This window comes from Brachymonas moutaii (nom. illeg.) (genome assembly GCF_049977365.1).
GTDB lineage: Bacteria > Pseudomonadota > Gammaproteobacteria > Burkholderiales > Burkholderiaceae_C > Brachymonas.
This window is the reverse complement of sequence record NZ_JBNGEN010000003.1, coordinates 1-24,295: the sequence shown is the minus strand read 5'-3', so window position 1 is coordinate 24,295 and position 24,295 is coordinate 1. Positions and strand designations below refer to the sequence as shown.

The 24,295-nt window shown below is 66.9% G+C and carries 20 protein-coding genes; 5 read left to right on the top strand and 15 right to left on the bottom strand.

What is annotated here, in order from left to right; genetic code table 11:
• Positions 1–65 precede the first annotated feature (65 nt).
• The 5 genes from ACP2WS_RS05150 to ACP2WS_RS05130 form a co-directional block, all read right to left on the bottom strand.
• Entirely contained in the window at positions 66–2,870 is a 2,805-nt protein-coding gene (locus ACP2WS_RS05150; protein ID WP_426459808.1) for a nitrate reductase, read from the bottom strand.
• 12 nt (positions 2,871–2,882) lie between these two features.
• Positions 2,883–3,230, bottom strand: coding sequence for a nitrite reductase small subunit NirD (nirD, locus tag ACP2WS_RS05145; protein WP_374492130.1), 348 nt, complete (start codon positions 3,228–3,230; stop codon positions 2,883–2,885).
• A 153-nt stretch (positions 3,231–3,383) separates the two neighbouring features.
• Complete coding sequence (nirB, locus tag ACP2WS_RS05140) at positions 3,384–5,816, bottom strand: nitrite reductase large subunit NirB (RefSeq protein WP_426459807.1); 2,433 nt, start codon at positions 5,814–5,816, stop codon at positions 3,384–3,386.
• Between the two features lie 457 nt (positions 5,817–6,273).
• Positions 6,274–7,380: a DNA polymerase III subunit beta gene (gene dnaN, locus ACP2WS_RS05135; protein ID WP_374492132.1), complete on the bottom strand. Its 1,107-nt coding sequence runs from the start codon at positions 7,378–7,380 to the stop codon at positions 6,274–6,276.
• 131 nt (positions 7,381–7,511) lie between these two features.
• Positions 7,512–7,634 (bottom strand): hypothetical protein, encoded by a 123-nt coding sequence (locus ACP2WS_RS05130; RefSeq protein WP_426459805.1) that lies wholly within the window; start codon positions 7,632–7,634, stop codon positions 7,512–7,514.
• A gap of 153 nt (positions 7,635–7,787) precedes the next feature.
• Between ACP2WS_RS05130 and ACP2WS_RS05125 the strand changes: the two genes are divergently transcribed.
• Complete coding sequence (locus tag ACP2WS_RS05125) at positions 7,788–8,426, top strand: hypothetical protein (RefSeq protein ID WP_426459803.1); 639 nt, start codon at positions 7,788–7,790, stop codon at positions 8,424–8,426.
• A 35-nt stretch (positions 8,427–8,461) separates the two neighbouring features.
• A complete protein-coding gene (locus tag ACP2WS_RS05120; protein WP_426459802.1) occupies positions 8,462–8,938 on the top strand; it encodes a DUF2127 domain-containing protein in 477 nt (158 codons plus the stop codon).
• Between the two features lie 74 nt (positions 8,939–9,012).
• Here ACP2WS_RS05120 and cls read toward each other — a convergent pair whose 3' ends face one another.
• Positions 9,013–10,467 carry a cardiolipin synthase gene (cls, locus tag ACP2WS_RS05115; RefSeq protein WP_426459801.1) on the bottom strand — a complete coding sequence of 485 codons (1,455 nt, stop codon included), beginning with the start codon at positions 10,465–10,467 and terminating at the stop codon, positions 9,013–9,015.
• Between the two features lie 120 nt (positions 10,468–10,587).
• Here cls and ACP2WS_RS05110 point away from each other — a divergent pair, with 120 nt between their 5' ends.
• Entirely contained in the window at positions 10,588–11,481 is an 894-nt protein-coding gene (locus ACP2WS_RS05110) for a DUF3025 domain-containing protein (RefSeq protein ID WP_426459799.1), read from the top strand.
• A gap of 57 nt (positions 11,482–11,538) precedes the next feature.
• Here ACP2WS_RS05110 and ACP2WS_RS05105 read toward each other — a convergent pair whose 3' ends face one another.
• A complete protein-coding gene (locus tag ACP2WS_RS05105) occupies positions 11,539–12,981 on the bottom strand; it encodes an FAD-binding oxidoreductase (protein ID WP_426459798.1) in 1,443 nt (480 codons plus the stop codon).
• Between the two features lie 377 nt (positions 12,982–13,358).
• Here ACP2WS_RS05105 and ACP2WS_RS05100 point away from each other — a divergent pair, with 377 nt between their 5' ends.
• Both ACP2WS_RS05100 and mltA read left to right on the top strand, forming a co-directional pair.
• Positions 13,359–14,213, top strand: coding sequence for a ferritin-like domain-containing protein (locus tag ACP2WS_RS05100; protein ID WP_426459797.1), 855 nt, complete (start codon positions 13,359–13,361; stop codon positions 14,211–14,213).
• A gap of 202 nt (positions 14,214–14,415) precedes the next feature.
• The gene (mltA, locus tag ACP2WS_RS05095) at positions 14,416–15,480 is read left to right on the top strand and encodes a murein transglycosylase A (protein WP_426459796.1); all 1,065 of its coding nucleotides are present in this window, start codon (positions 14,416–14,418) and stop codon (positions 15,478–15,480) included.
• 99 nt (positions 15,481–15,579) lie between these two features.
• On the opposite strand, the gene ACP2WS_RS05090 is transcribed toward mltA, so the two are convergent.
• From ACP2WS_RS05090 to ACP2WS_RS05055, 8 genes are all read right to left on the bottom strand, one after another.
• Positions 15,580–16,530: a Csu type fimbrial protein gene (locus ACP2WS_RS05090; RefSeq protein ID WP_426459795.1), complete on the bottom strand. Its 951-nt coding sequence runs from the start codon at positions 16,528–16,530 to the stop codon at positions 15,580–15,582.
• A gap of 35 nt (positions 16,531–16,565) precedes the next feature.
• Complete coding sequence (locus ACP2WS_RS05085) at positions 16,566–19,082, bottom strand: fimbria/pilus outer membrane usher protein (RefSeq protein WP_426459794.1); 2,517 nt, start codon at positions 19,080–19,082, stop codon at positions 16,566–16,568.
• Positions 19,048–19,776, bottom strand: a complete 729-nt coding sequence (locus tag ACP2WS_RS05080; RefSeq protein ID WP_426459792.1) for a fimbrial biogenesis chaperone — start codon at positions 19,774–19,776, stop codon at positions 19,048–19,050. The genes ACP2WS_RS05085 and ACP2WS_RS05080 overlap by 35 nt, the downstream gene beginning before the upstream one ends.
• Positions 19,777–19,789: 13 nt before the next feature.
• Positions 19,790–20,425, bottom strand: coding sequence for a spore coat protein U domain-containing protein (locus ACP2WS_RS05075; protein WP_426459790.1), 636 nt, complete (start codon positions 20,423–20,425; stop codon positions 19,790–19,792).
• A 368-nt stretch (positions 20,426–20,793) separates the two neighbouring features.
• Positions 20,794–22,653, bottom strand: a complete 1,860-nt coding sequence (locus ACP2WS_RS05070; protein WP_426459789.1) for a hypothetical protein — start codon at positions 22,651–22,653, stop codon at positions 20,794–20,796.
• Between the two features lie 19 nt (positions 22,654–22,672).
• Positions 22,673–23,473: a hypothetical protein gene (locus ACP2WS_RS05065; RefSeq protein WP_426459788.1), complete on the bottom strand. Its 801-nt coding sequence runs from the start codon at positions 23,471–23,473 to the stop codon at positions 22,673–22,675.
• Between the two features lie 18 nt (positions 23,474–23,491).
• Positions 23,492–23,950: a hypothetical protein gene (locus ACP2WS_RS05060; RefSeq protein ID WP_426459787.1), complete on the bottom strand. Its 459-nt coding sequence runs from the start codon at positions 23,948–23,950 to the stop codon at positions 23,492–23,494.
• Between the two features lie 18 nt (positions 23,951–23,968).
• Positions 23,969–24,295, bottom strand: a 327-nt coding sequence (locus tag ACP2WS_RS05055) for a hypothetical protein (protein WP_426459786.1), incomplete at its 5' end; no start/stop codon positions are given.

Below are 24,295 nucleotides of genomic sequence, written 5' to 3'. Positions count from 1 at the left end.
GGCCCGAGCGGCCACGACAGCGGGCCTGCAGGGAGGCTGCGGCCTGCCCTGCCGACCCGACCGGATCAGCTGGCAGTGGCCACCGGAATGGCGCCGCACAGCCGCTGCAGCTCGGGCTTGCAGGAGCCGCAGACGGTGCCGCAGCCGAGCTTGGCCTGGAGCACGGCCATGTCGGGTTCCTCGCGCCACTGCGCCTCGATCTGGGACTGCCGCACGCCCTTGCAGCTGCAGACCACGCGGTCGGCCACGGCGCCTGCGCGGGGCGCGGCGAACACGGTGATGTGCGGTCCCTGCCAGGGAGAGCGTTCCACCAGCTGGGCGATGAGGGCATCGCACTGGGGGGCCTCGGGGCCGGCCATCACGACGCCTTCGAGGTAGTCGCCACGCCAGCCTGCACGCTTGTAGATGGCGCGCCGCTCGTCGCGGTATTCGAGGGCGTCGTCTCCCGCCGGCAGATCGGCCAGCCGCACCAGCTCCTGCAGCCAGCGGGGATGGGCCTTGAGGGCGGCAGCCCGCACCACCACGACCTGCTCGCCCGCCAGGCTGAAGCTGGCGTAGTCGACCTGCGACAACAGGGGCTGCAGCTTCTGCTGGAGCGCAATGACGTCGGAGGTATGGCAGGCCAGGGTGCAGTGCCACGCCACTTCGAGCGGCTGGATGCGCACGGCGGTGTGCTTGAGCTCGGGCTGGCGGGACTGCGGACAGGTGGCGCTGCCCATGGTCTCGTTGGAGCCGCTGGTGTTGAGCACCTGCCCGCTCCAGTGCATGGCAGCGAACACGGTGCCGGGGGGGACGTCCTCGGTCACGGCCAGCGGCATGACGAAGGCGCCCTGCCGGCTCGACACGCGCACCAGGGCCCCGGCCTGCAGGTCGCGGCTGGCGGCATCGCGTGGATGCATGGACAGCTCGGGAAGGGGGGCATGCTGCCAGAGCTGCGCCACACGCCCGGTACGGCTCATGCCGTGCCACTGGTCGCGCAGGCGGCCGGTGGTGAGGTGGAAGGGGTAGCGCGCGCTGGTGGCGTCGGCCACGGGCTGGTAGGCGGTGGGGAAGAACTGTGCCCTGCCGCTGGCGGTGACGAATTGCCCGTCGGTGTAGCGGCGTGCCTGGCCGGTGGAGGCGCCAGCCGGATAGGGCCAGAACTGGGGGCCCTCGCGGTCGAGCAGCGCGTGGCTGAGGCCGGAGATGTCGAGGTCGCGTCCTGCCGTGAGGCGGCAGTATTCGTCGTACAGGCTCGCCTGGTCGGGCCAGGCGAACAGATCGGGCTCATCGGGATGCAGGCGTGCCTGCAGACGCTGGCCGAAGTCGATGGCGATGCGCCAGTCGTCACGGGCCTGGCCGGGGGCCGGCACGGCCGGACGCACGCGCGAGATGCGGCGTTCGGTGTTGGTGACGGTGCCCTGCTTTTCGCCCCAGGTGGTGGCGGGCAGGGCCACGTCGGCGTAGGCCATGGTGTCGATGTTGGCAAAGCAGTCCTGCACCACGACCAGCTCGGCCTGCCGCAGGGCCTGCCGCACGAGGGGCAGGTCGGGCATGGAGTGTGCGGGGTTGGTGCAGGCGATGTAGACGGCCTTGACCTTGCCGGAACGGATGGACTCGAACAGGTCGATGGCCGGCAGGCCCGGGGTGGCGCTCAGGCGCTCGAAGGGGATGCCCCACTGCTGCGCGACCTCGGCCCGGTGCTGGTCGTTGGCGATGTCGCGGTGCGCCGCCAGCATGGTGGCCATGCCGCCGACTTCGCGGCCGCCCATGGCGTTGGGCTGCCCGGTGAGCGAGAAGGGGCCGGCTCCGGGACGGCCGATCTGGCCAGTGGCCAGGTGCAGGTGGATGAGGGCGAGATTCTTGTCGGTGCCGCGGCTCGACTGGTTCAGGCCCATGGTGTAGAGCGACAGGCTCGCAGGGCTGTCGGCAAGCCAGTCGGCTGCCTGGCGCAGGTCCTCGACGCGGATGCCGCAGATGTCGGCTGCCAGCTGCGGGGGGTAGTCGCGCAGCACGGCCTTGAGGGCCTCGAAGCCCTCGGTATGGGCGGCGATGTAGGCCGGATCGGTCTTGCCCTCCCAGATGAGGTGGTGGAGCATGCCGTTGAACAGCGCCACGTCGGTGCCGGGCTGGATCTGGAGGTGCAGGTCGGCCTGGCTGGCGGTGTCGGTACGGCGGGGATCGACCACGATCCACTTCTGTCCGCGACGGGCACGGGCTTCTTCGAGGCGGCGGAAGAGGATGGGATGCGCCCAGGCAGTGTTGGTGCCGGCAAAGAGCACGCAGTCGGCGAGCTCCATGTCCTCGTAGCAGTTGGGCGGGCCGTCGGCACCGAAGGCGAGCTTGTAGCCCATGACTGCGCTGGACATGCACAGGCGCGAGTTGGTGTCGACGTTGTTGGTGCCGATGAGGCCCTTGGAAATCTTGTTGAAGACGTAGTAGTCCTCGGTGAGGAGCTGGCCCGAGAGGTAGAAGGCAACGGCATCGGATCCGTGGGTGCGGATGATGTCGACAAAGCGGTCGGCCACATGGTCGAGCGCTTCGTCCCAGCTCACGGGGCGGCGTTCGGCATTGCGCTCGGTGCGCAGCTCGGGTGTGAGCAGGCGCCCGGTGAGGCTGGCGGCGGTGCGCGCCAGATTGAGCCCCTTGCTGCACAGTCGCCCGGCGTTGGAGGGGTGGCTGGGGTCGCCACGCACGCCGGTGACGCGCTCGCCGTCGGTCTCGATGAGCACCCCGCAGCCCACGCCGCAGTAGCAGCAGGTCGAGGCGATTTCCTGTCTGGCGCCCCGGCTCCCCTCGCGGTCAGTCTGGAGGTCGAGACGGATCGGCTGGGTGCCGGTGGCTTCCAGGTCGAGAATGCGCGATGCAGCGCTCGGCGCGGGGCTGCCCATGGGCCTTACTCCTTACTCCAGCGCCAGCAGCACGCTGCCCGCTTCGACACGAACGGGGTAGCGGCGGGCGCAGCCCACATCGGGCGCCTTGGCCTCGCCGGTGCTGAGGTCGATGTTCCAGCTGTGCAGCGGGCAGGTGACGCTTTCGCCAGCGACGATGCCCTGCGAGAGGGGGCCGCCCTTGTGCGGGCACTTGTCGAGCAGGGCAAAGACGTTGCCGTCGGCGGTACGGAAGATGGCGATGTTGCCGCTGGCGCGCTCCACCACCCTGCTGCCCAGCAGCGGGATGTCTTCCACGGTGCAGATGCGCACCCAGTGGACGGCGGAGGAGAGGTTGTCGGCGTTGAGAGTGGTTTCCATGATGGATGAATCAGGGGTTACGGGAGGTCTGCTGGCAAAGAAAAGGAGTGCCCGCGACGCTACGGAACGCCGAGACGCCCACAGGGGCACCTCCTGGTTCCGCGCGTCCGCGCCGTCTGTCCGTCCGGGCATGCGGACGGACGGACTGGATACTCAGGCCGGCACGGTGAGCGGCGTGAACTCGTTGGCCTGGAAGCCTTCCACGCGCTTCTTCCACGGATCGGGCAGATCCTTGAGAGCATAAAGCAGCCGTTCGTAGAGCGCCTTGCGGTTGGCCTCGTCGTCGAGCACCTTGGACTTGGCATAGTCCAGACCGACGCGTTCGAGCCAGTGCACGGTGCGCTCCAGATACCAGGCTTCCTCGCGATAGAGCTGCAGGAAGGCGCCGGAATACTCCTTGACTTCCTCGGGCGTCTTCACCTTGACGAAGAACTGGGCCACCTCGGTCTTGATGCCGCCGTTGCCGCCGACATAGATTTCCCAGCCGCTGTCCACGGAGATCACGCCCACGTCCTTGATGCTGGCCTCTGCGCAGTTGCGGGGGCAGCCGGAGACGGCAAGCTTGACCTTGTGGGGGCTCCACATGTTGCCCAGCATGGTTTCGAGATCGATGCCCATCTGGGTGCTGTTCTGGGTGCCGAAGCGGCAGAACTCGCTGCCCACGCAGGTCTTGACCGTGCGGATGGACTTGCCGTAGGCATGGCCGGAAGACATGCCCAGGTCGCGCCACATGGGCACGAGCTGTTCCTTGCGCACGCCCAGCAGGTCGATGCGCTGGCCGCCGGTGAGCTTGACCATGGGCACTTCGTACTTGTCGGCCACGTCGGCGATGCGGCGGAGCTGCTCAGGGCTGGTGACACCGCCCTTCATCTGCGGGATCACGCTGAAGGTGCCGTCCTTCTGGATGTTGGCGTGCGCGCGCTCGTTGATGAAGCGGCTCTGCGGATCGTCCGTGGCCTCATGGGGCCAGGTGGACACGAGGTAGTAGTTGATGGCCGGGCGGCAGCTGGCACAGCCATTGGGCGTGCGCCATTCCAGGAAGTCGTAGACCTGGCGGTGCGTGAGCAGCTTGTGCTCGCGGATGGCCATGCGCACTTCTTCGTGGGTGTGGCTGGTACAGCCGCAGATGGGCTTGAGGCGGGGAGATTCCTCGTAGCTGCTGCCCAGGCAGTTCATGAGAATCTGCTCCACCAGACCGGAGCAGGACCCGCAGGAGCTGGCCGCCTTGGTGTGCTTCTTGACCTCGTCGATGGTGAACAGGCCCTTTTCCTTGATCGCCTTGACGATCGTGCCCTTGCACACGCCGTTGCAGCCGCAGACCTCGTCGGTATCGGCCATGGCAGCCGCACGGTTCTGGCCCTGGTGGCCGGTGTCGCCGAGGTTGGTCTCGCCAAAGATCATCTGCTCGCGCATGTCGGCGATGTCGCGCTGTTCGCGCAGGAGCTTGAAGTACCAGGCGCCGTCGGCCGTGTCTCCATACAGGCAGGCCCCGACCAGCTTGTCGTCCTTGAGGACGAGCTTCTTGTACATGCCGCTGGCCGGGTCGGACAGCACGATCTCCTCCGTACCCTCTCCGCCCATGAAGTTTCCTGCCGAGAACAGGTCGATGCCCGTGACCTTGAGCTTGGTCGACAGCACCGAGCCCTTGTACTGCCCGATGCCGAAGTTGGCCAGGTGGTTGGCACAGACCTTGGCCTGCTCGAACAGCGGTGCCACGAGGCCATAGGCCGTGCCACGGTGGTTGACGCACTCGCCCACGGCATAGATGCGCGGGTCATAGGTCTGCATGGTGTCGTTGACCACGATGCCGCGGTTGCAGTACAGCCCGGCCGCCTCGGCCACGGTCACGTTGGGGCGAATGCCCACGGCCATGACCACCAGATCGGCGGGCACGACCTCGCCGTCCTTGAAGCGCACGGCGGCCACGCGCCCAGATTCACCCGCCACGAGCTCGGCCGTCTGCTTCTGCAGCAGGAAGCGCAGGCCCTTGTCCTCCAGCGACTTCTGCAGCAGGCGTGCGGCAGTCTCGTCGAGCTGGCGCTCCAGAAGCCAGGGCGCAATGTGCACCACGGTGACATCCATGCCGCGCAGCTTGAGGCCGTTGGCCGCCTCCAGGCCCAGCAGGCCGCCGCCGATCACGATCGCATGGCGATACACGCGGGCGGCCTCGATCATGGCCTCGGTGTCCTTGATGTCGCGGTAGCTGATGACCCCCGGCAGGTCCGCGCCCGGCACGGGCAGGATGAAGGGATTGGAGCCGGTCGCGATCAGGAGACGGTCGTACGGGAACTGGCGTCCGTCTTCGGTCTCCACGGTGCGGCGGCCGCGGTGAATGTGGGACACCTTGGTATTGAGTTCGAGCTGGATGCCGTGGTCGGCATACCACTGCACCTGGTTGAGGATGATGTCCTCGACCTGCTGCTCTCCTGCCAGCACGGGCGACAGCAGGATGCGGTTGTAGTTGGGATAGGGTTCCTCGCCCAGGACAGTGATGTCGTACATGTCAGGCTCGAGTGCCAGCAGCTCTTCCACCGTGCGCATGCCGGCCATGCCATTGCCTATCAGTACCAGTCGCGGTTTCGCCATGTCAAAAATACCTTCACAGTTGATCCAGAGTGGTGCATTGCAGCTCGCCATTGCCACGGTGTGCTGCTGGGTAGACTAGTACAAGCAAATTCGATGCCAAAGATGCAGATGACGTGCATCTCCCTTCATGACAGACAGAGGAACGTGGAAGATTTCGGCCCCGGCGGGCCAGACAGACGGCACTTGAGGTGGCGCTGGCGTGCCTCCGAACGCTCCCCGCTGCTGCGCAGGCCCCATGCCAGCGTCGGTGTCCCAGGCGCTCGGCATGCACCGAAGGGGAGATTCATGCACCATTTCGGATGGCGCGTGGACGCTTTCGCCTCGCCTCGCCTCGCCTCGCCTCGCCTTGTGCTGTGCCGTGCGAGCGAGCACGCAAAAAAAAGCTGCCTCCCCTGACCGGGGCGGCAGCCACGCCCTCCACGCGGAGGGCCACAGAGCAAGGGGAACGGTGCGCTGCTCAGATGCGCATGGGCATCACGACGTACTTGAAGCGGTCGTTGTCGGGAATGGTGAACAGGGCCGAGCTGTTGCCGTCCTGCAGGGCCACGGTGACCATTTCCTGGCCCATGTTGCCCAGCACGTCCATGAGATAGGTGACGTTGAAGCCGATCTCGATCGGGTCGCCCTCGTAGTCCACGTCGAGCTCGTCCACGGCCTCTTCCTGCTCGGCATTGTTGCAGGCCACGCGCAGGGTGTTGTTTTCGAGGGTGAGGCGCACGCCCTTGAACTTGTCGCTCGTGAGAATGGCGATGCGCTGCAGCGTGCTCAGGAAGGGCTGGCGTCCCACGGTGAGGTGGTTGTGGTGGTCCTTGGGAATGACGCGGTTGTAGTCGGGGAACTTGCCCTCGACGAGCTTGGTGACGAACTCCATGCCGCCAAAGGTGAAGCGTGCCTGGTTGTTGGCGAACTGCATCTCGATGGCGCCGTCCGCGTCGCTCAGCAGGCGCTGGAGCTCCAGCACGGTCTTGCGCGGAAGGATCACTTCCTGCTTGGGCACCTCGGTTTCCAGCGTGGCGCTGCTGAAGGCCAGCCGGTGACCGTCGGTGGCCACGAGACTCAGGGTGTTGCCCTCGGCCACGAACAGGATGCCGTTGAGGTAGTAGCGGATGTCGTGCACCGCCATGGCAAAGGAGACCTGCGAGAGGAGCTGCTTGAGCGTCTTCTGGGGCACGCTGAAGACGGGGCCGAAGTTGGCCGATTCCTGCACGAGCGGAAAGTCCTCGGCCGGCAGGGTCTGCAGCGTGAACTTGCTCTTGCCACCCTTGAGGAGCAGCTTGCTGTCCTTGGTTTCGAGGGTGACGGTCTGGTCCGACGGCATGGTGCGCAGGATGTCGATGAGCTTGCGCGCGCCCACGGTGGTGCTGAAGTCGCCCGGATCGCCGCCGAGCTCGGCCGTGGTGCGGATCTGGATTTCGAGGTCGCTCGTGATGAGCTGGAGCGTTTCGCCATGCTTGCGCAGGAGCACATTGGCCAGGATGGGCAGGGTGTGGCGCCGCTCCACGATGCCCGCAACCGATTGCAGGGCGTTCAAAACCTGGGCCTGGGGTGCTTTCAAGACTTGCATGGTGATTCCGGATGCTCTGGATGCCGACAAGCAGGGGGCCGGGGATCACACGCAACGCACCGCGTCCGTGCGGCCCTGCCGCGACCTGCGCACAGCCTCGCGCGCCGCCTGCGGGCGCAAGACACTGATTTTCAATTGTAGTGCAGCGCCGGCTCGCCCTGCCCGCAGCGCCCCTCCAAGCCCCCAGCCATCGCATAGGGGCCCACCAGGGGTGGCAGCAGACGCGACAGGGGCAGCCCCTCGGGCAGATGCATCTTTGTGCATCCGTCCTTGCCTGCCGCGTTGGGTGGGCCACAATGGGGCCACCGTCCCGGCTCCGGCCACCTGCCCAGGCTTCGCCGCAGAGGGCCACCGGGAGAGAGTTTCTTTTTCTTTTTTCTGCCACCTTCCGAACAGGAGCACACACCATGCAGGACAGCATCATCCTCTTGACTTTCAGCGAACCGAGCAAGGCCTATCAGGCACTGGGCGAGCTCAAGGAAGCCCATGCGCAGGACAAGCTCCAGCTCAAGACCGCTGCCGTGGTCGACCGCGACGCGGCAGGCGCACTCAAGGTGCGGGACGGCTTCAGCGACGGCGCCCCGGTGGACGCCACGCTCGTGGGCGGACTGCTGGGCGGACTGCTGGGCGTGATGGCCGGCCCGCTGGGCGTGCTGCTGGTGGGTGCCACAGGCGCAGCGCTCGGCTCACTGGCCTCGCTCGACACGGTGGACGAGCGTCTGAGCCTGCTCGAACAGATGGGCCACTCGGTGCCCGTCGGCTCCACGGCGCTGTTTGCCAGTGTCGAAGAAGACGGCACCGCCGTGGTCGACGGCATTGCCCGCACGCTCGGCGCGCTGGTGCTGCGCCGTCCGGCCGAAGCCGTGATGCGCGAGGTCGAGGTCGCCCAGGAGGCCGAGGAGGTCGCGGCGCAGGAAGCCCGCACGGTGCTGCGCAAGCGCCATGCGGAAGAATGGCTCGCCAAGTTCGACACCTGGAAGGAAGAGGTCGGCGAACAGCTCACCGAACTGCGCGCCCGCATCGAGCCCCATCTGCCGAAGAAGTGAGAAGGCACTCCGTGCAGAGGGCTCCCGAAACACGGATGCCGGACGCCACGGCATCCTCCCCTGCCTGGCTGCGGCGCTCGGTGCGCAGCGTGGCTGGGTTCGAGGCGCTCAAGGGGGTGGCGGTCGTGCTGCTGGTGCTGGGGCTCCTGACGGCCGAACGTGACGGCGGTCTGCACGAGCTGGCCATGGCGCTGGCCGGAAGGGTGCGACTGCACCCCCATGCGCTGTGGCCGAATCTGGCGCTGCAGGGGGTGGACCACCTGCAGGAAGTGCATGCCGGACAGATCGGCGCGGTGGCCGCCCTGTATGCCGCCATGCGGTTCACGGAGAGCTGGGGACTGTGGCACGGACGTCGCTGGGCGGCCTGGCTGGCAGCGCTCTCCACTGCCATCTATCTGCCCTTCGAGCTGGAACATCTGCTGCACCGCCCGGGTGCCATCGCGGCGGCCGTGCTGGGGGTGAATCTGGCCGTGCTCGGCCTGATGGTGCTGCGCCTGCGCCAGCCTGGCTGAATGCCCCGCTCACCCGCCAGCGGTGCAGGCTCCTCCGGCATCGACGGACGCCGATGGACATGCATGCGGCCGCGCTACAGCACAGGGCCCATGGTGGAGAGCAGGTGGTTCCAGATACGCAGGTACCACGGCCACTGCTGGACATGGGTGAGCAGCACGCGATCCGACTGTGCCATGTAGCTGTGCTGGCGCGCCATGATGGCCTGGGTCAGGGCTGCGTCCTGCAGCAGGACGTTGTTTTCGTAGTTGAGGTCGAAGCTGCGCAGATCGAGGTTGGTGGAGCCGATGAGGGTGATCTCGCCATCGACCGTGAGCGTCTTGGCGTGCAGCAGTCCGCCGATGTATTCATGGATGGCCACGCCAGCATCGAGCAGGCGCACATAGGTGCTGCGGCTGGCTGCGGCGACCACGCGCGAGTCGTTGCGCTGGGGCAGCACGAGTGTGACCTGCACCCCCCGCCAGGCGGCTGCGCACAGGGCTTCGAGCACGGTGGCATCCGGCACGAAATAGGGGGTGGTGATGGTGAGCTGCCGCCGCGCGGCGGCAATGAGCGTCGCCACGAGCTGAGGGGTGGCGCGGCTGCGCTCGGTGGGCCCGTCGGCCACCACCTGGGCGGCAAAGCCCTGAGGCAGCGGCTCCTGGGGCCGCACGAAGCGGGCGATGCCCTCGCCGGTGGCGGGCATCCAGTCGCTGGCGAAGAGGAGCTGGTTCTGCGTGACCACAGGCCCCTCCATGCGCAGCATGATGTCCACCCACGGAGCGTAGCGGGCCTTGATGCGGAAGGCTTCGTCGGCCAGATTCTGGCTGCCGCAGTAGGTGATGCGGCCGTCGATGACGGTGATCTTGCGGTGGTTGCGCAGGTCGATGCGGCTGGTGAGCAGCACATGCAGGGGGTGGTCGATGGACAGGGCCACGGCGGTGTGCACGCCCGCCTCGCCCATGGCGCGCCACAGGGGTGTGCGCAGCAGCAGGCGCGACCCCAGGCCGTCGACCATGGCGCGGCAGGTCACGCCCCGGCGCGCGGCACGGATCAGCGCCTCGGCCACGGCGGTGCCGGTGTCGTCGTCGAGCCAGATGTAGGACAGCACGTGGATTTCGTGGCGGGCGGCCTCCATGTCCGCGATCATGCGGGCGCGGGCGGTGGCCCCGTCGGGCATGAGCTCCGCGCGATTGCCGGGCATGGGCGCAAAGCCGTTGATCGACCCGGCATAGCGGAAGGCGCCCCGGAACGGGGGTGCAATGAGCGCATCGACCTGTTCGGGAGTGCCCATGACGCGGCGGATTTCGGCCTCGTCGATGAGCTGCGCCTGAATGGAGGCGAGTGCCTGCCGGTGGCGCCGCGCGATGTTGCGCCCGATGTGCACCTCACCGAGCAGGAAATAGAGCACCCCGCCCACGTAGGGGAGCACCATGAGCACCACGATCCAGGCCATGCGCGCATCGGGGGCCAGGTCCTCGCGCAGCAGGATGCGCAGCCCAAAGCCTCCCACGAGCGCGAGATGCAGGAACAAAAGGAGAGAAGCGGGCATGGGGGCTCACTCAAGGGAAAAGGTTCCGGCTTGCCGGGGGCCGGGAGAAGGCAGCGCCCCCAGTCTACAATTTCCGCCCCCTTCACCTGTGTTCCGGGCTCTCCGGGACGCACCCTGCCCATGGCCCTGCCCGTCACGCCCTCTGCTGTCACGCACGCAGCGGATCGTCTCCCTGCCGAACCGGACTGGCAGGCTCCCTGGCATGCGCCTCTGCAGCCCCTGGCGCCCGCCGTGTGGCAGGCCTGGCAGGCCGGCCCGTGCAAACTCCGCAGCCGCTCCGAAGGGCACCCCGAGGGCGCCTGTGCGGCGGCTCTGGGCGCGTTTCCCTGCGCCGCGCCGGTGCAGTTCGTGCCCCAGCACCGGCTGCCGGACGGCATGGCCTACGAGCAGTTCATCCATGACACGCGGCAGGTGCCCACGCGCGACAACCTGCACGATTTCTACAACGGGCTGATGTGGCTGCATTTTCCGCGCACCAAGCTGCGCCTCAATGCGCTGCAGGCCGCTGAGCTTGCCCGCATGGGCGGCGTGCAGGCCACGCGTGGCCCCGTGCGCGATGCACTCACCCTGTTCGACGAGAACGTGGCCCTGCTGCAGGCCCCCGATGCCCTGTGGGATGCCCTGGCCTGGAAGCGCTGGCCGGATCTGTTCGGGGCGGCCATGCGGCCGCTGTGGCAATCGGCGCGGCTGATGCTGTTCGGACATGCGCTGCTCGAACAGCTGGTGCACCCCTACAAGGCCCTGACCGCCCATGTCTACCCGGTGCCCGCCTCGCTGTGTGCCCCGGATGCGACCAACTGGCACGCGCGCTGGGATGCCTGGCTGGCCAGCACACTGACGGCCGAGCGGCTGGCGGACAAGCCCTTTGCCCACCTCCCTGTACTGGGCGTGCCGGGCTGGTGGGCCGCAGCCGACACGGAGCCGGCTTTCCGGGCAGACCCTGCCGTGTTCAGGCCGCTGCGCCGCCCGCCTCCGGCTGCCCTGCTGGCACTGCTGCGAAACACCCCCGCCTGACGCGCAACAGGCTGCCACCTCCCGGCAGCGCAGACACGCCAGAGAGCCCTGCGCGCCTCAGTCGAAGATCTTGCCGGGATTGAGAATGCCGTGCGGATCGAGCGCCTGCTTGATGGCACGCATCATGTCGAGCGCGGCCTCGCCGGCCTCCTCGGGCAGGAAGCGCATCTTGTGCAGGCCGATGCCGTGCTCGCCCGTGCAGGTTCCCTCCATGCGGATGGCGCGGCGCACCAGCGCCTGGTTGAGCTGCTCGGCCCGGGCGCATTCGTCGGCATCGTGCGGATCGACGAGGTAGCCGAAATGGAAGTTGCCGTCCCCCACATGCCCCACGAGGAAGTACGGAATGCCCGAGGCCTCCACCTCCTCCACCGACACGAGCAGACAGTCGGCGAGCCGGCTGATGGGCACGCAGGTGTCGGTGCTGATCGCGCGGCAGCCCGGCCGCGAGGACACGGCGGCAAAGAACGCGTTGTGCCGCGCCGTCCAGAGCCGGGTGCGCTCCTCGGGCGTGGACGCCCACTCGAACGCCTCGCCGCCATGCTCGCTCGCCAGGGTCTGCACCGTCTCTGCCTGTTCCTGCACGCTGGCGGGAGAGCCGTGGAACTCCATGAGCAGCATGGGCCGCTCGGCCAGCGTGGTCTTGCTGTAGGCGTTGACCATGCGCACCGTGTTGGCATCGATGAGCTCGCAGCGCGCAATCGGCACGCCGAGCTGAATGGTCTGGATGACCGTGTGCACCGCCTCGGCGATGGAGGGGAACATGCAGGTGGCAGCCGACACCGCCTCGGGCAGGGGATGCACGCGCAGCGTCACCTCGGTGAAGATGCCGAGCGTGCCTTCGCTGCCCACCATGAGCCGGGTGAGATCGTAGCCGGCGCTGCTCTTGCGGGCGCGGGTGCCGGTACGCACCACCTGGCCGGCAGCCGTGACCACTTCCAGCGCCAGCACGTTGTCGCGCATGGTGCCGTAGCGCACGGCGTTGGTGCCGCTCGCGCGGGTGGCGCACATGCCGCCGATGCTGGCATCGGCCCCCGGATCGATCGGGAAGAACAGCCCCTCATGCCGCAAGGCCTCGTTGAGCTGCTTGCGCGTCACCCCCGGCTGCACCGTGACGGTGAGGTCCTCGGAGTGGATGGACAGGATGGCGTTCATGCGGCTCACGTCGAGGCTGATGCCGCCCTGCACCGCCAGCAGATGCCCCTCGACGGACGATCCCGCCCCGAAGGGAATCAGGGGCACCCCGTGGCGTGCGGCCAGCGAGACGGCATCGACCACATCCTGCGTCGTTTCGGCAAACACCACGGCCTCGGGCGGCGGCACATTGAACACCGACTCGTCCCGCCCGTGCTGCTCGCGCACGGCCAGCGCCACGCTGAACTGCGGGCCGAAGCGCTGCACCAGCGCCTCCCGCAGGGCATCGGGCAGCGGCTGCCGGTGCAGCCGGGCGCTCAGGTCATGGGCATGGGGAGCGGAGGTATCGGGAGATGCGGGGGAAGCCATCGAAAAAACCTTGCAGAAAGACAGGCAGCGGACCCGCAGACACACCACGCGCGCAGGCCCCGCCTCACCACACGCCAGTATAGGCCGGGCCGCCTCCGTCACGCACCCCTGCCCTGTCCTGCCCCAGTCACGATCCACGGCGCCTCCCACCCCGCACCCCTTTTGCACGGGGCGTGGACGCGGCATGGGATTGGGCGAGGATGGTCACATTTGCACACCATTGAGCGCAGGATCGGCGCCCGGGCACCTGCACAATGGGTTCATGCCTTCCCGGCTGGCGTGTGCACGTGGCAGGCGTGTCCTGCACAGCGCGCAGGCAGCCGCCCTGACGGGACTGCCCCGCGTCCGCACCCCCACCCTTCCAGACGAGCTCTGCCATGTCCACCACTCCGTCCACAGCCTCCGTTTCCCCCTCGCACGTCCCGCGCATGCGCTGGCATCTCGAAGACATTGCATACGACCACATCGACCAGTCCCGCATCCGCGACCGCGAAGACCTGTTCTACATGCTGGCGAGTGCCTCCTTCATCGAGACGGGGTCTGACACCTACACCCGCAACCTAGTGGCGCACTACGCTGCCTATCCCGAGGTGGCCGAGTGGCTGCAGCAGCACTGGGAGCCCGAGGAACTGCAGCACGGTCGCGCCCTGCGCCGCTATGTGGAGGCGGTGTGGCCCGAGTTCGACTGGCCCGCAGCCTACGACAGCTTCTTTGCCGAATATTCCCGCCTGTGCACCACCGAGGAGCTCGAAGGCGACCGCGTGCTGGAGCTGGCCGCGCGCTGCGTCGTGGAAACCGGCACCACCACCTACTACCAGACCATCCATGCCCTGACCGACGAGCCTGTGCTGGCCGATCTGGTCACGCGCATCCGCACCGACGAAGTCCAGCACTACAAGTACTTCTTCCGCTACTTCCGTTCGCTCCAGACCCAGTCCCACCGCAGCCGCCTGCAGGTGGGGCGCGTGCTGTGGGACCGCCTGCAGGAAATGCGCAACAGCGACTCGGACGTGGCCCTGCGGCATGTGTGGGCGCACCGGCCGGCCCGATTCGACCAGGGGCCGGACGACTTTCCGCGCATCAGCGGCCGCATCTACTCGCTCGTGAGCCACAGCCTGCCCCTTGATCAGGCGGCCCGCATGCTGCTCAAGCCCATGGCACTGCCGCCGGGCGTGGAGCGCATGGTCGAGCGGCCCCTGGTGTGGGTGAGCCGCCGCGTGCTGGCGGCCTGACACGCCTGCGCCAGCCAAGTTCGCTACAGTAGAGCCCATGCGCTCCACTCCCGCCTCAGCCCCTGCCCTTTCCCTCTGTTCTCTGTCCGGCTCTGCCCTGCCCCCGCCTGCCGGGGGGCAGCGCCTGCTTTGCTCACGCCCCCGTGCCGCAACCCCGACGGCGGGCGGCTGGGGGTGGCGTGCCCTGACAGCCGTGGGGACCGTGGTGTCCGCCCTGCTGGCAGGCTGCAGCAGCACCCCCTCGCGCACGCCAGCGGCACCTGGAGTGTCGGGCAGCGTCATCGAGCAGGGAGCGAGCCGCTGGGTGCCTGTGCCCTGGACGGCAGTGCCCGGCTTTGCCGACGACCGCGTCGGGGAGGCCTGGCACGCCTGGCTGCGCAGCTGTGCCAAGCCGGGTCCGGTCTTTGCCCGCGTATGCCGCGAGGCGGCCAGCCTGCGCACCGCCAGCGATGCCGACAAGCGCCGCTGGATGATGGAGCGCCTGCAGCCCTACCGGGTGGAGAGCCACGGCGGCAACGCCCAGGGCCTGCTCACCAGCTACTACGAACCCGTGCTGGAAGGCAGCCGCCGGCCCACGTCCGCACGCCGCGTGCCGATCTACGGCGTGCCGCTGGGCGGGGCACCGCGCAGCCCGTGGTTCACCCGCCAGCAGATCGAGACCGACCCCCAGGCCCAGTCCACGCTGCGCGGCCGGGAGATTCTCTATCTGGCCGACCCCATCGACGCCATGATCCTGCACGTGCAGGGCTCGGGGCGCCTGCGCGTGACCGAACCCGACGGCCGCCAGCGCGACGTGCGGCTCGCCTATGCCGGCACCAACAACCGCCCCTTCCGCAGCCCCTCGGCCTGGGTCAGTGCCCATGGAGGCCGGGGCGGCAGCTGGAACGCCATTCGCACATGGGCGGTGCAGCACCCCGAACTCGTGCAGGAGATGACATGGAGCAACCCACGCTATGTCTTTTTCCGCGAGGAGCCCATCAGCGCCCTCGATGCCGATGCCGGCCCGCGCGGGGCGCAGGGCGTGCCCCTTACCCCAGGCCGCTCGATTGCCGTGGACCGCTCCAGCATCCCCTATGGCACGCCGGTGTGGCTGAGCTCCAGCGGCCCCACCGCCAGTCTGCACCGCCTCGTGCTGGCGCAGGACACGGGCAATGCCATCCGTGGGGCCGTGCGCGCCGACTACTTCGCCGGCTGGAGCCCCGAAGCCGCCGACCTGGCCCACCGCCTGCGCCAGCCCCTGCAGCTCTGGGTGCTGTGGCCCCGGTAAGGCTCGCGCAGAGTCCGCAAGGCCCGCCCTCCGGTGAGCCCCGGCGTCACGGGGGTGGCAAGAGACTGGCCCTTGCCTGCACCTCGCCTCGCCTGCGCCTCAGTAGTTCACATTGATCACGACCTGATCCTGGTAGCTGTCCGGGGTGTAGTTGGCCACTGTGGCCGTGCCATAGATGTTGTAGCTGGCGGCCGATCCGGTTCCCGTGCCGGCAACCCCGTTGCCCACCGAGGTCGAGGTGGCGGTATTGCCCCAGATGGTGCCGCTGGTTCCGGACGTGGATCGAAGCTGGTAGGGCACCTGATCGGTATTGGTGGCGGCATTGGCCACGGAGGTCATGACTCCTGCCCCTGCGGTATTGCCGTTGGAGGGGAGCAGCCCGATGTAGTACGGGGTGCCGTTGGTGCAGGTCACGCCGAAGGCGGTCGAGCCGGTGACGGTGCCCATTCCCGCAGATACCGAACCAAAGTTGAGGTCATTGGCTGCGGTAGAAATAGCACATTGAGCGGCGACAGTTGCCGTCACCGTAAATGTAAATCCCGACTTATTTTGATTTGCCCAAGCCCCATTACAATCCAAATCTCCCAAGGAATAATCGAAAGATGTAACACTGTTGTTGACGCTGTTAGTATAGCTATCAAAAGCCAATTGCGAAAATGGCGTAGGAATTCCAATCATTTTTCCATACACCGTCGGTGAAGGGGTGGTTTTGTTTGTAGCAAGATCAACCAATATTTTAATTGGCGAAGGGATATTTTTATTTCCCCATAGCGTCTGATACGCAGCATCTCCGAATACTTGAAAACCAGCAGATTGGCCGCTACTTGCCCCGGTGAGGGTATTATAATATGTCCCTCCAGATTGATTATTATTCTTGTAAAACAGGCATACCGTAGCTGTCCCACTGGTTACACCAGTGCAACTCACTGAAATAGGAGCAGTCATAGTGGGATAGACTCCCGATTGTGCTGCAATGATATCTATTGTGCCAAAATTCAATGCGGCCGCAGAGACATTACAACTGAAGCCTGCATGGGCTTCCTGTCCCATGCAGAAGAACACGCACAGAAAGGCCAGGATCCGCATCAAGGTTCGCATCGCATTTCTCCCAGGTTCCGCAGGCCGCTTTCGCCCGGCTTTTCGTGGTACTCAAGGGTAACGTGGCACGACGTGGCAGCGCCTTGTGTCACCGTCACCGTGTAGCGGTTGGGGCCCTCTGCAAGCCCCTCCAGATAGAGCAGGCCGTCGTAGCCGACCACGGCCACCGGCTGCCCTGCTGCATCGCTCACCGTGCTGCCGGCCGGCAGGGGGGCCGTGCCTGCAGCATTGCGCAGCACCACGGTGGCGGCACGCACTTTTTCCAGCCCGAAGGTCACGGCCATGCCGGACTTCTCGGACGGCACGGCCTCCAGCCGGTTGTGCGCGATATGCATGTCCGCCGGCAGGTTGAGCGTGTCGATCGCCAGCGCATTCTTCTGCAGCGAGAGCAGCCCCGGCACCAGCAGCAGGCCCCGGTCATCGGTCTTGCCGGCCAGATTGTTCTGCACATACACGGGCACCCCGGAGACACCGTTGGTGCTGACCACGGCAAAGCTGTCGGTGACGCTGCGGCTGGCAAAGAGTCCGCCCTGCGCCCACACCAGCCCGCCACGCCAGGTGGCATTCCAGTTCTGCCCATTGGAATCGGCATACAGGTTGGCCCAGCCGTCGCCATAGGGGGTGCTTGCCTGCGCGCTGCCGACTCCGTTGTAGTGCACGGCGCCATCGGCCGCCTGGCTGCGCTGCCCGCCCACGCTCCAGCCCACGCTGCCCACACCTTCGGTGGACTTGCGCAGCTCGGTCTGCACGGTGCTGCTGCCGTCGCTGTTGCGGCTCCCGTTGACGCTCATCGAGTAGTTGTGGTCGAGGCTCACGGAAATGCCCGCAAACACCCCCCACTGCTCCTTGGTCGAGGCAAAGTTGCGGTTGCCGCCCACGAACAGGCTGACGCGCCGTCCCAGGTTGCGGTTCCAGTTGAGGGTGGCGATTCTGTCGGCCACGTCTCCATCCTTGTGGCTGCGCAGAAAGGCGAGGGACCAGTTGCCCCACCTGCCCCCGCTCCAGCCCATCGAGACCGATGCCGTGCGCGTCCTGAGTCCCTCCGGGGCAAAGCTTTCCGGCGTGAGCGCATTGGCCAGCGTGGCAAACGCATCCTCGCTGCGGCTCCAGCCCGCACTGAAACTCAGCCCCTGCCGCTGCGTGGTGAACTGCATGCTGTCCGTGCGTCCGGCGTGGCCGGCCAGCCGGCTCTGCACATGGGTGGCATTGAGCTGCCCCAGCCGCCCGAGCACCACGGCCGTCGAGGCGCCGCCCTGCCAGTAGTCGCGCGTGCCCTCGCCGTGAAGCTGCAGGGTCCAGGCGTCCGTAAGGCCCCGCCGCCAGTTGGCACTCCAGACGGGGTTGCTGCCGTAGCTGTCCGAGCGCAGCCCGTAATCCTTGCGCAGGTAACCGCTCTCGACCGACCATTCCGTGAGCCCGCGCGCCAGCAGCCCGGTGCCGCCATACAGCGGCATGTCCACCACCACCGTGCGTCCCAGCACGTCGGTCGTCACCACCTGGGCCACGCCGGAACCGTTGATGCCCGGGGGCAGGGTCAGCTGGTAGTTGCCCGCAGGCACCTGCTGGCTGTACTGCTTGACCCCGTTGAGGTACAGGTCCACCGTGCCCGGCAGGGTCGTCTGGCCGAGATAGGACAGGAGCGGCGCCGTACTGCGCCAGGGCTGCAGGGTATAGGTATGCTCCAGGCGGATGCCGCCCAGGCGGGAGCCGCCCACGCTGCCGATCTGGCTCGTGACGAGGTCACCCAGCGTGAGCGCCAGAGCCTGATCGGGCCACACGGTGCGCCAGGAGGTATCGAGCCGCACATCGTGATCGGTGGCCACCCCCGTGCCCGAGCGTGCATGCGACCAGAGCTGGGTATGGTCGAGATAGCCGTAGGGGGTGGTGATGCGCCCTTCGGCCAGCATCGCCTGGGTATGCCCCCCATCGCTCGACCGCGACACGTTGGTGTCGTAGTTGAGCACGGCGGCATAGCCGGGGCGGACGACCGTCTCGTCCGCAGTGGCAAGCCGCCCGATTTCGGTGGTGCGCAGATTGAGCCAGGCCAGCGGCGCCGTCAGCTCCAGCACCTGCCGGGGGGCGTCGTAGCGCACATCCAGCCCCTCCAGCGCCTTCAGGGCATAGACGCACTGCACACTTCCGGGTTCACCGGCATGGCCGGCGGGAGAGCCCCCCGGTACCAGCGCACGGGCCAGCAGGGCGGGAGGAACATGCAGCCCCAGCTTCCGCAGGGTCGCATCGTCGGTGCACAGGCTGCCGGTGCGTTCGTCCTGCAGGAGGAATCCGGCCACCGCGTCGCTGGAAGCGCCGTTGACCACCACCTGGGGATAGACCGTCAGGGCGCCCTGGGTCGCGGCCCCCGCAGGGGCGGGTGCCGCCTCGGGCGCAGAAGCCCCCATGGCACGTTCTCCGACCAGCACCCCCAGCCCGCAGCCAGCCACACAGACCAGCTGCCTGAGCCGTCGTCGTTCAGGGGACAAATTCCAGGGGGGGACGCGTCTCATGTGCATTCACTACTGCAATGAACTGTCCCTGGCGCAGGGCCTGCAGAGACACGGGAAGGGGACGACGGATCACATGTCCCGGAAGAACGTAGGCAAACAGGCCGTTGCTGATGGGAATATCCCGTCCGCCGGCGCGGGGCTGTACCCGCATGATGCTGAGCTGGGCATGCACAGGGCCCTCGTTGCGCACCTCCAACTCGGCGCCGCCCTTGCCCGAGGCCATCACGCGCCAGCGCAGCCGGGCGTCGGGATTTTCCTCGCTGTTCAGGAACACCGGCACCGAGTGGCGCAGCAGAAACTGGATGCCCTTGCCCGGTGCTGCACCCGGCGGTGGCAGTTCGTCGATCCACAGGCGGTAGGCCTGTTCACCCCCCGCGGCCGCCTGCGCCCGGATGACGCGGAACTGCTGCTCGGCCCCCGCATCGAGCCGGACCATGGGCGGACTCACGATCAGCGCTGCCGTGGGCGTGAGCACGTCCTTGCCCTGCGCGTCCTGCTGCCAGGAAAACGCACGGATCTGCGCCGTCACAGGCGCCCGACCCGTATTGCGAAGTACCAGAGCCCCCGCGCGCTGCCCTGCGGGCAGGGACAGGCTGGTGGGAGAAAGCTGGAGGCTGGCGGCCTGGACCGCCCCTCCCATGCCCAGAACCAGGGCAAGACATACCCCGGTCACCCAGGCACGAAACTGCTGCATGCGCGCCACGCGATCAGTACGTGAGCGTCACCGTCACCTGATCCTGGTAGCGGTCCACGAACTTGTCGAGAGACCCTGCCGGGATGGTAGCGAACACGGGGAAGGAAATGGTGTTGGTCAGCCCCTTGCCGGTGAACGACAGCACATTGCCCGATGCTCCCGTGGTGTTGCCCCACACATTGGAAGACGCAGTCGTGCCCACGGTCGCAGACAGCCCGCTGCCCGTGATGGTGGGCTGATAGAGCTGGTAGTTGATCGTGTCCGTGTTGCCGCTGGTGATGCCGTTCATGGTGCCGTACCCGGTGGTGCTGGCCACGTTGGTGGGCGCCATGGCGACCGTGAAAGGCGTGTTCTTGCTGCACGTCACCTGCACGCCGGTGCTGGCTCCGCCCACGTTGCTGCCGCTGACGGCCACCGCGCCGGTCTGGGCCGTGTAGCTGCCGAAATTGATGTCAGCCCCTGCCAGTGCAGGCGTATCGGTGGTGATGGCGGCCGTCTGGCCGGTGCTGGTCGCCACGGCATTGCAGGTTCCCGTGATCTTGATGGTCACATTGAATGTGCCGGTGGAGGTGCTCGCTGCAGCCGGCGTGGCGGCCACTGCGGCCATCAGGCCTGCCAGAGCTGCGGCATATGCAAACTGGTGCTTCATGTTGAATCCTTCCCTGTTCCCTGAATCAATCCCTTCCGTCCAGACAGGCCGGAAGGGGCTGCTACAGATTTTATGCAACATGGATCAAAACAACAAAATAAATCCTTTAAATTCAACAAGTTAATGAAGTGTTTAAAAATATCTGCAAGCATGCACCATTGCAGCATGTGCACGACTTTGCATGCACATGCCTCCACTTTTCGGCGTCAGGATCAGCACGAAAGTAAACGCACCCCATGGCCGAATGGACCTCCTGCGAACGGTCGTTCACCGTTGCGGCATCTGCACAGTGGTCCGCACTGCCCCTGCCGCAAGCAGGGGCTCCCGCGCACGGCCAGCCCATCCTGCCCTGTTGCCGGCAGTGCGCCTCACATGGCACTGAGCGGAAATGTCACGGCGGTGTTGCCACGCAGTTCCACGCGCAGGCGAAGGGTCGGCTGCGGTGCCGTCCATGGCAGCGGAATCTGGTCGGGCAGGAGCGTGAACTCGTGCACCCCTGCGCTCAGCCCCCTGACCGTCACGTGTCCGGTGGCATCGGTCCGTGCCATTTGCCGCCCGTCGATGAGCACCAGGGCATTCAGCACCCCTGTCTCGTTCAGGTCCCGCTCTCCGTTGTGGTTCTCGTCCCTGAATACATCGATGGTCACATCTCCCGTTCCCCCCCAGGGGGCAGACTGCTGACGCCCCGCACTGCCTTCGTAGCGCAGCGTCAGGGTGGCCGTGGTGGATGCCTGGGTCGTTGTCTGGGACAGGGGGGAGGTCAGATCGGTAAAAAGGGAATGCGTGTTCTGACGGTTGAGCGCCACCTGCATCGACCACCCCGGCGCAAACTGGAGCGAGCTGCCGATCTGTGCCTCCCAGCCACGCTGCACATTGCCCGCCCCATTGTTCTGCCGATATGCACGCAGCTGGCCGTTGAGGCTCCATTGCCCCGTCATGTCCCAGCTGCCGGCAATGCCCCATTCGCTGGCAGTCTGCCGCACCTGCTGGCTGACGCCCCAGGTGCGGGAGCCCAGTGCCCGCAGCGAACGGCCCTGCGCCTGGTAGAGATCCTGCGACAGGCTCAGCCGGCGGGTCCGGCTGCCGGGCTGCCACTGTCCATCGAGCTGCACCTGGGCGTGCCCCAGATCGTTGCGCGTGGACCAGGCGAGCTGCGCCTGCTGTCCCTTGCCCGAGCCTGTACGCACCATTTCCATGGCGGACCACTGCTGGGTGGGGCTCACCCAATACCGGCCATACGCCTGCTGGTAGAGCGTACTCGGCAGGGCAGCCGTGGCATGGGCGTCATACGCCTTCACCCAGTCGGCCGACACCCCCCATGCCCACTGGCGCGTGCTGCGCTCCACCCGGGCGCTGCCTCCCTGCAGATTCTGGGACAGGGCGGTATCGCCCCAGTGCAGATCGGGCTGCAGCACAAACACACTGCCGGAAAACCGGTAGTCGCCCTTGCGCTGCACATCGAGCCACCCGCCGGTCCTGGGCGAAGAATGCACCGTCCGGGTATGAAGAACATTGGCCTGCCAATTCCAGGGGCCTGCGCCCGAGGCCCAACTGCCATACAGGCTGGAATGGTCGGGGGCCTCGTCCGCCGTTCCCCCGTGTTCCTGCAGCCATTGCAGATGCCAGATGCCAGAGGCGGTCTTCCACCCTCCACCCACGCTGGCAATGCGCCCCCGGTAGCTGGCACTGGACGTGCCGTCGAGCGTCGCCAGGGCCCCGAGCGCCTGGCCCGTGATCACGCTGAACGAGGATCCCTGCTGGTTCTGCAGCCTTGCACTCAGTCCCCGCACGCTCTGGATCGGCAGATAGAAGCGTGACACCACCCCGGAGGCTGCCGAAAGATCCTGCCACCACAGGGCATCGCCCAGGGTCATGGCCCCCTGCCACTCGGACGTCACCGGCAAGTGGGCGACGCTCAGCGCCCCGCCTGCATCCCGGCTGACCTGCTGGTTCGGCTGACTGAGCCGGCGCCACCAGCCCTGCATCTGCCAGTCCCCCCAGCCCGAAGTCTGCCAGTCGTACTGTGCGCGACCACGCAGCTCGGTGCCGGCTCCCGTCTGGCGCCAGCCCCCCGTTTCCAGGGACCAGTGCCGATAGGGCCCGGAGGCGGCCTGCGGCGCATCCAGAACCTGCAGCTCCTCCTGCGTGAGGTATTGGTCCTGATAGGCGGCAGAGGCAGGGACTGCGGCGGGGCTCGCGGAGACTCCGGGAGCACTCCACGTGGCCATCAGCGCAAGTCCCCACCACTTAGCCATTCTTGACCCATTCATCCACCTTCCACTGCTGCTTGCCCGCAAACAGCGTGCCCTTCACATGCAGCGGCCAGGCCAGCCGGCTCCACTGCGCCCCCTCCTTTTCCAGCTGCATGAACATCCAGCGATGCTCTCCGGGCAGGATGGGAAAAGTGGACATGGACGCCTCTATCTGCACCCCCTTGCTGTCCACCACGGTCAAATATCCCTGCAGACGGCCGCTGGCCGTGCCTGCATTGCGAAACCACAGCCCCGGCACACGCTGCCCCTGCAGGAGCCGCACCTCGGCCCGCTCCAGCGTCAGGGAAGCAGCGGCATGCCCTACCCGCACGTAGTAGATGATGCCCAGCCGTCCCGCCATCGGCAGGTTCTTGGTCGTGGCATCGGCCCCCTCGATCGACACCATGGCCCGGCATTCCTGATCCGGGGCATCCGCCGGCACATGCACCTCGGTGCGATAGCGCACCTTGGCCCCGCCCCCCAGGGAGACATCAGGACGCTCCAGCCGGAACCATGGGCGACAGGAGGCCGCCGTCAGCGCGTCCTGCGCCACCACGCCGCCGGCTGGCGTCAGGGACCAGTCCATGGTCTTGAAATGCAGGGACTGCGCCCCGCGCTCCATATTGGAAATCTCGATCACCTGCCGCACCGTTTCGCCCGGCTTGGCTGCCAGCTCCACACGCGGGGGAGTGACCGCCACCGCAAACGCCAGCACCTGGGCCGTCGCTGTGCATCCCGCCAGCAGGACGCCCAGCCGCGCCATGCGTGCGCAAAACGTTCCCTTGTTATCTGCCATTGCTGTCGCTCCTGTCATTCAAGGCACCGTGATCCACAGAAAATGGAACACGAGGTCTTCCGTATCCGCCACATCCCTGCCATCCGCCGCTGCCACCAGATGGAACCGTGCCCGCCACGCAGGCGACGGCATTTTGCCCTCGAACAGCACCACTTCCTGGTTCTGGGCCTGGCGGGTGCCCAGGGGCAGATCGCCCTGCACCTGCCACGCCAGAGGCATGCTCGGCGGCGTGTCGAGCCGGAGCACCAGCCGCCCCTGCTGCCCCACGATGGCTGCGGTGTTGACCTGCGCATTCACGATCCATTCGGCATGGGCCCGGTGGCCATAGCGGGGATTGATGTGATCCCATTCCATGGCCGCCTGGGAGCGGTCCAGAACCGTGCCTGCATCGTCCAGCACCAGCGTGCCGGCATGGGCCGCCGACCAGCCCCCCAGTGCCAGGACACACCATGCGGTCCCCAGCCATCCCTTGCGCATATCGACTCCTTCTTGAGCTCAGGGCACGGTCAGGGTATAGGTCACCCGCCCGGTATAGGTGCCCGCCCCCACCACGGAGGCATTGGAGTAGGAAAAAGCCATGCACCCCTCGGCCCACCGATTGGCCGGCATGGTGTAGAGGAATGTCGTCCCCCCCGGCGTGAAGGCTCCATTCGGGAAGGCGTTGACTGTATCGCCGTTGCCAGAAACAGTCCAGCTGATGGTCCCGAACGAAATGGTGTCGCCCGCTGCGTTGGTAAGGGCACTCGGCGCCGAAACCGACAGCGAGGCAGAAGCTCCGCCGCTGGTGGTCGAATATCGATTGAATCCCCCCACATACACCTG

Bases quoted from the DNA above. Each gene is read 5' to 3' on its own strand.
- ACP2WS_RS05150 (WP_426459808.1), bottom strand. From the start codon at position 2,870: ATGGGCAGCCCCGCGCCGAGCGCTGCATCGCGCATTCTCGACCTGGAA.
- nirD (WP_374492130.1), bottom strand. From the start codon at position 3,230: ATGGAAACCACTCTCAACGCCGACAACCTCTCCTCCGCCGTCCACTGG.
- nirB (WP_426459807.1), bottom strand. From the start codon at position 5,816: ATGGCGAAACCGCGACTGGTACTGATAGGCAATGGCATGGCCGGCATG.
- dnaN (WP_374492132.1), bottom strand. From the start codon at position 7,380: ATGCAAGTCTTGAAAGCACCCCAGGCCCAGGTTTTGAACGCCCTGCAA.
- ACP2WS_RS05130 (WP_426459805.1), bottom strand. From the start codon at position 7,634: ATGCATCTGCCCGAGGGGCTGCCCCTGTCGCGTCTGCTGCCACCCCTG.
- ACP2WS_RS05125 (WP_426459803.1), top strand. From the start codon at position 7,788: ATGCAGGACAGCATCATCCTCTTGACTTTCAGCGAACCGAGCAAGGCC.
- ACP2WS_RS05120 (WP_426459802.1), top strand. From the start codon at position 8,462: ATGCCGGACGCCACGGCATCCTCCCCTGCCTGGCTGCGGCGCTCGGTG.
- cls (WP_426459801.1), bottom strand. From the start codon at position 10,467: ATGCCCGCTTCTCTCCTTTTGTTCCTGCATCTCGCGCTCGTGGGAGGC.
- ACP2WS_RS05110 (WP_426459799.1), top strand. From the start codon at position 10,588: ATGGCCCTGCCCGTCACGCCCTCTGCTGTCACGCACGCAGCGGATCGT.
- ACP2WS_RS05105 (WP_426459798.1), bottom strand. From the start codon at position 12,981: ATGGCTTCCCCCGCATCTCCCGATACCTCCGCTCCCCATGCCCATGAC.
- ACP2WS_RS05100 (WP_426459797.1), top strand. From the start codon at position 13,359: ATGTCCACCACTCCGTCCACAGCCTCCGTTTCCCCCTCGCACGTCCCG.
- ACP2WS_RS05090 (WP_426459795.1), bottom strand. From the start codon at position 16,530: ATGGGACAGGAAGCCCATGCAGGCTTCAGTTGTAATGTCTCTGCGGCC.
- ACP2WS_RS05085 (WP_426459794.1), bottom strand. From the start codon at position 19,082: ATGAGACGCGTCCCCCCCTGGAATTTGTCCCCTGAACGACGACGGCTC.
- ACP2WS_RS05080 (WP_426459792.1), bottom strand. From the start codon at position 19,776: ATGCAGCAGTTTCGTGCCTGGGTGACCGGGGTATGTCTTGCCCTGGTT.
- ACP2WS_RS05075 (WP_426459790.1), bottom strand. From the start codon at position 20,425: ATGAAGCACCAGTTTGCATATGCCGCAGCTCTGGCAGGCCTGATGGCC.
- ACP2WS_RS05070 (WP_426459789.1), bottom strand. From the start codon at position 22,653: ATGGCCACGTGGAGTGCTCCCGGAGTCTCCGCGAGCCCCGCCGCAGTC.
- ACP2WS_RS05065 (WP_426459788.1), bottom strand. From the start codon at position 23,473: ATGGCAGATAACAAGGGAACGTTTTGCGCACGCATGGCGCGGCTGGGC.
- ACP2WS_RS05060 (WP_426459787.1), bottom strand. From the start codon at position 23,950: ATGCGCAAGGGATGGCTGGGGACCGCATGGTGTGTCCTGGCACTGGGG.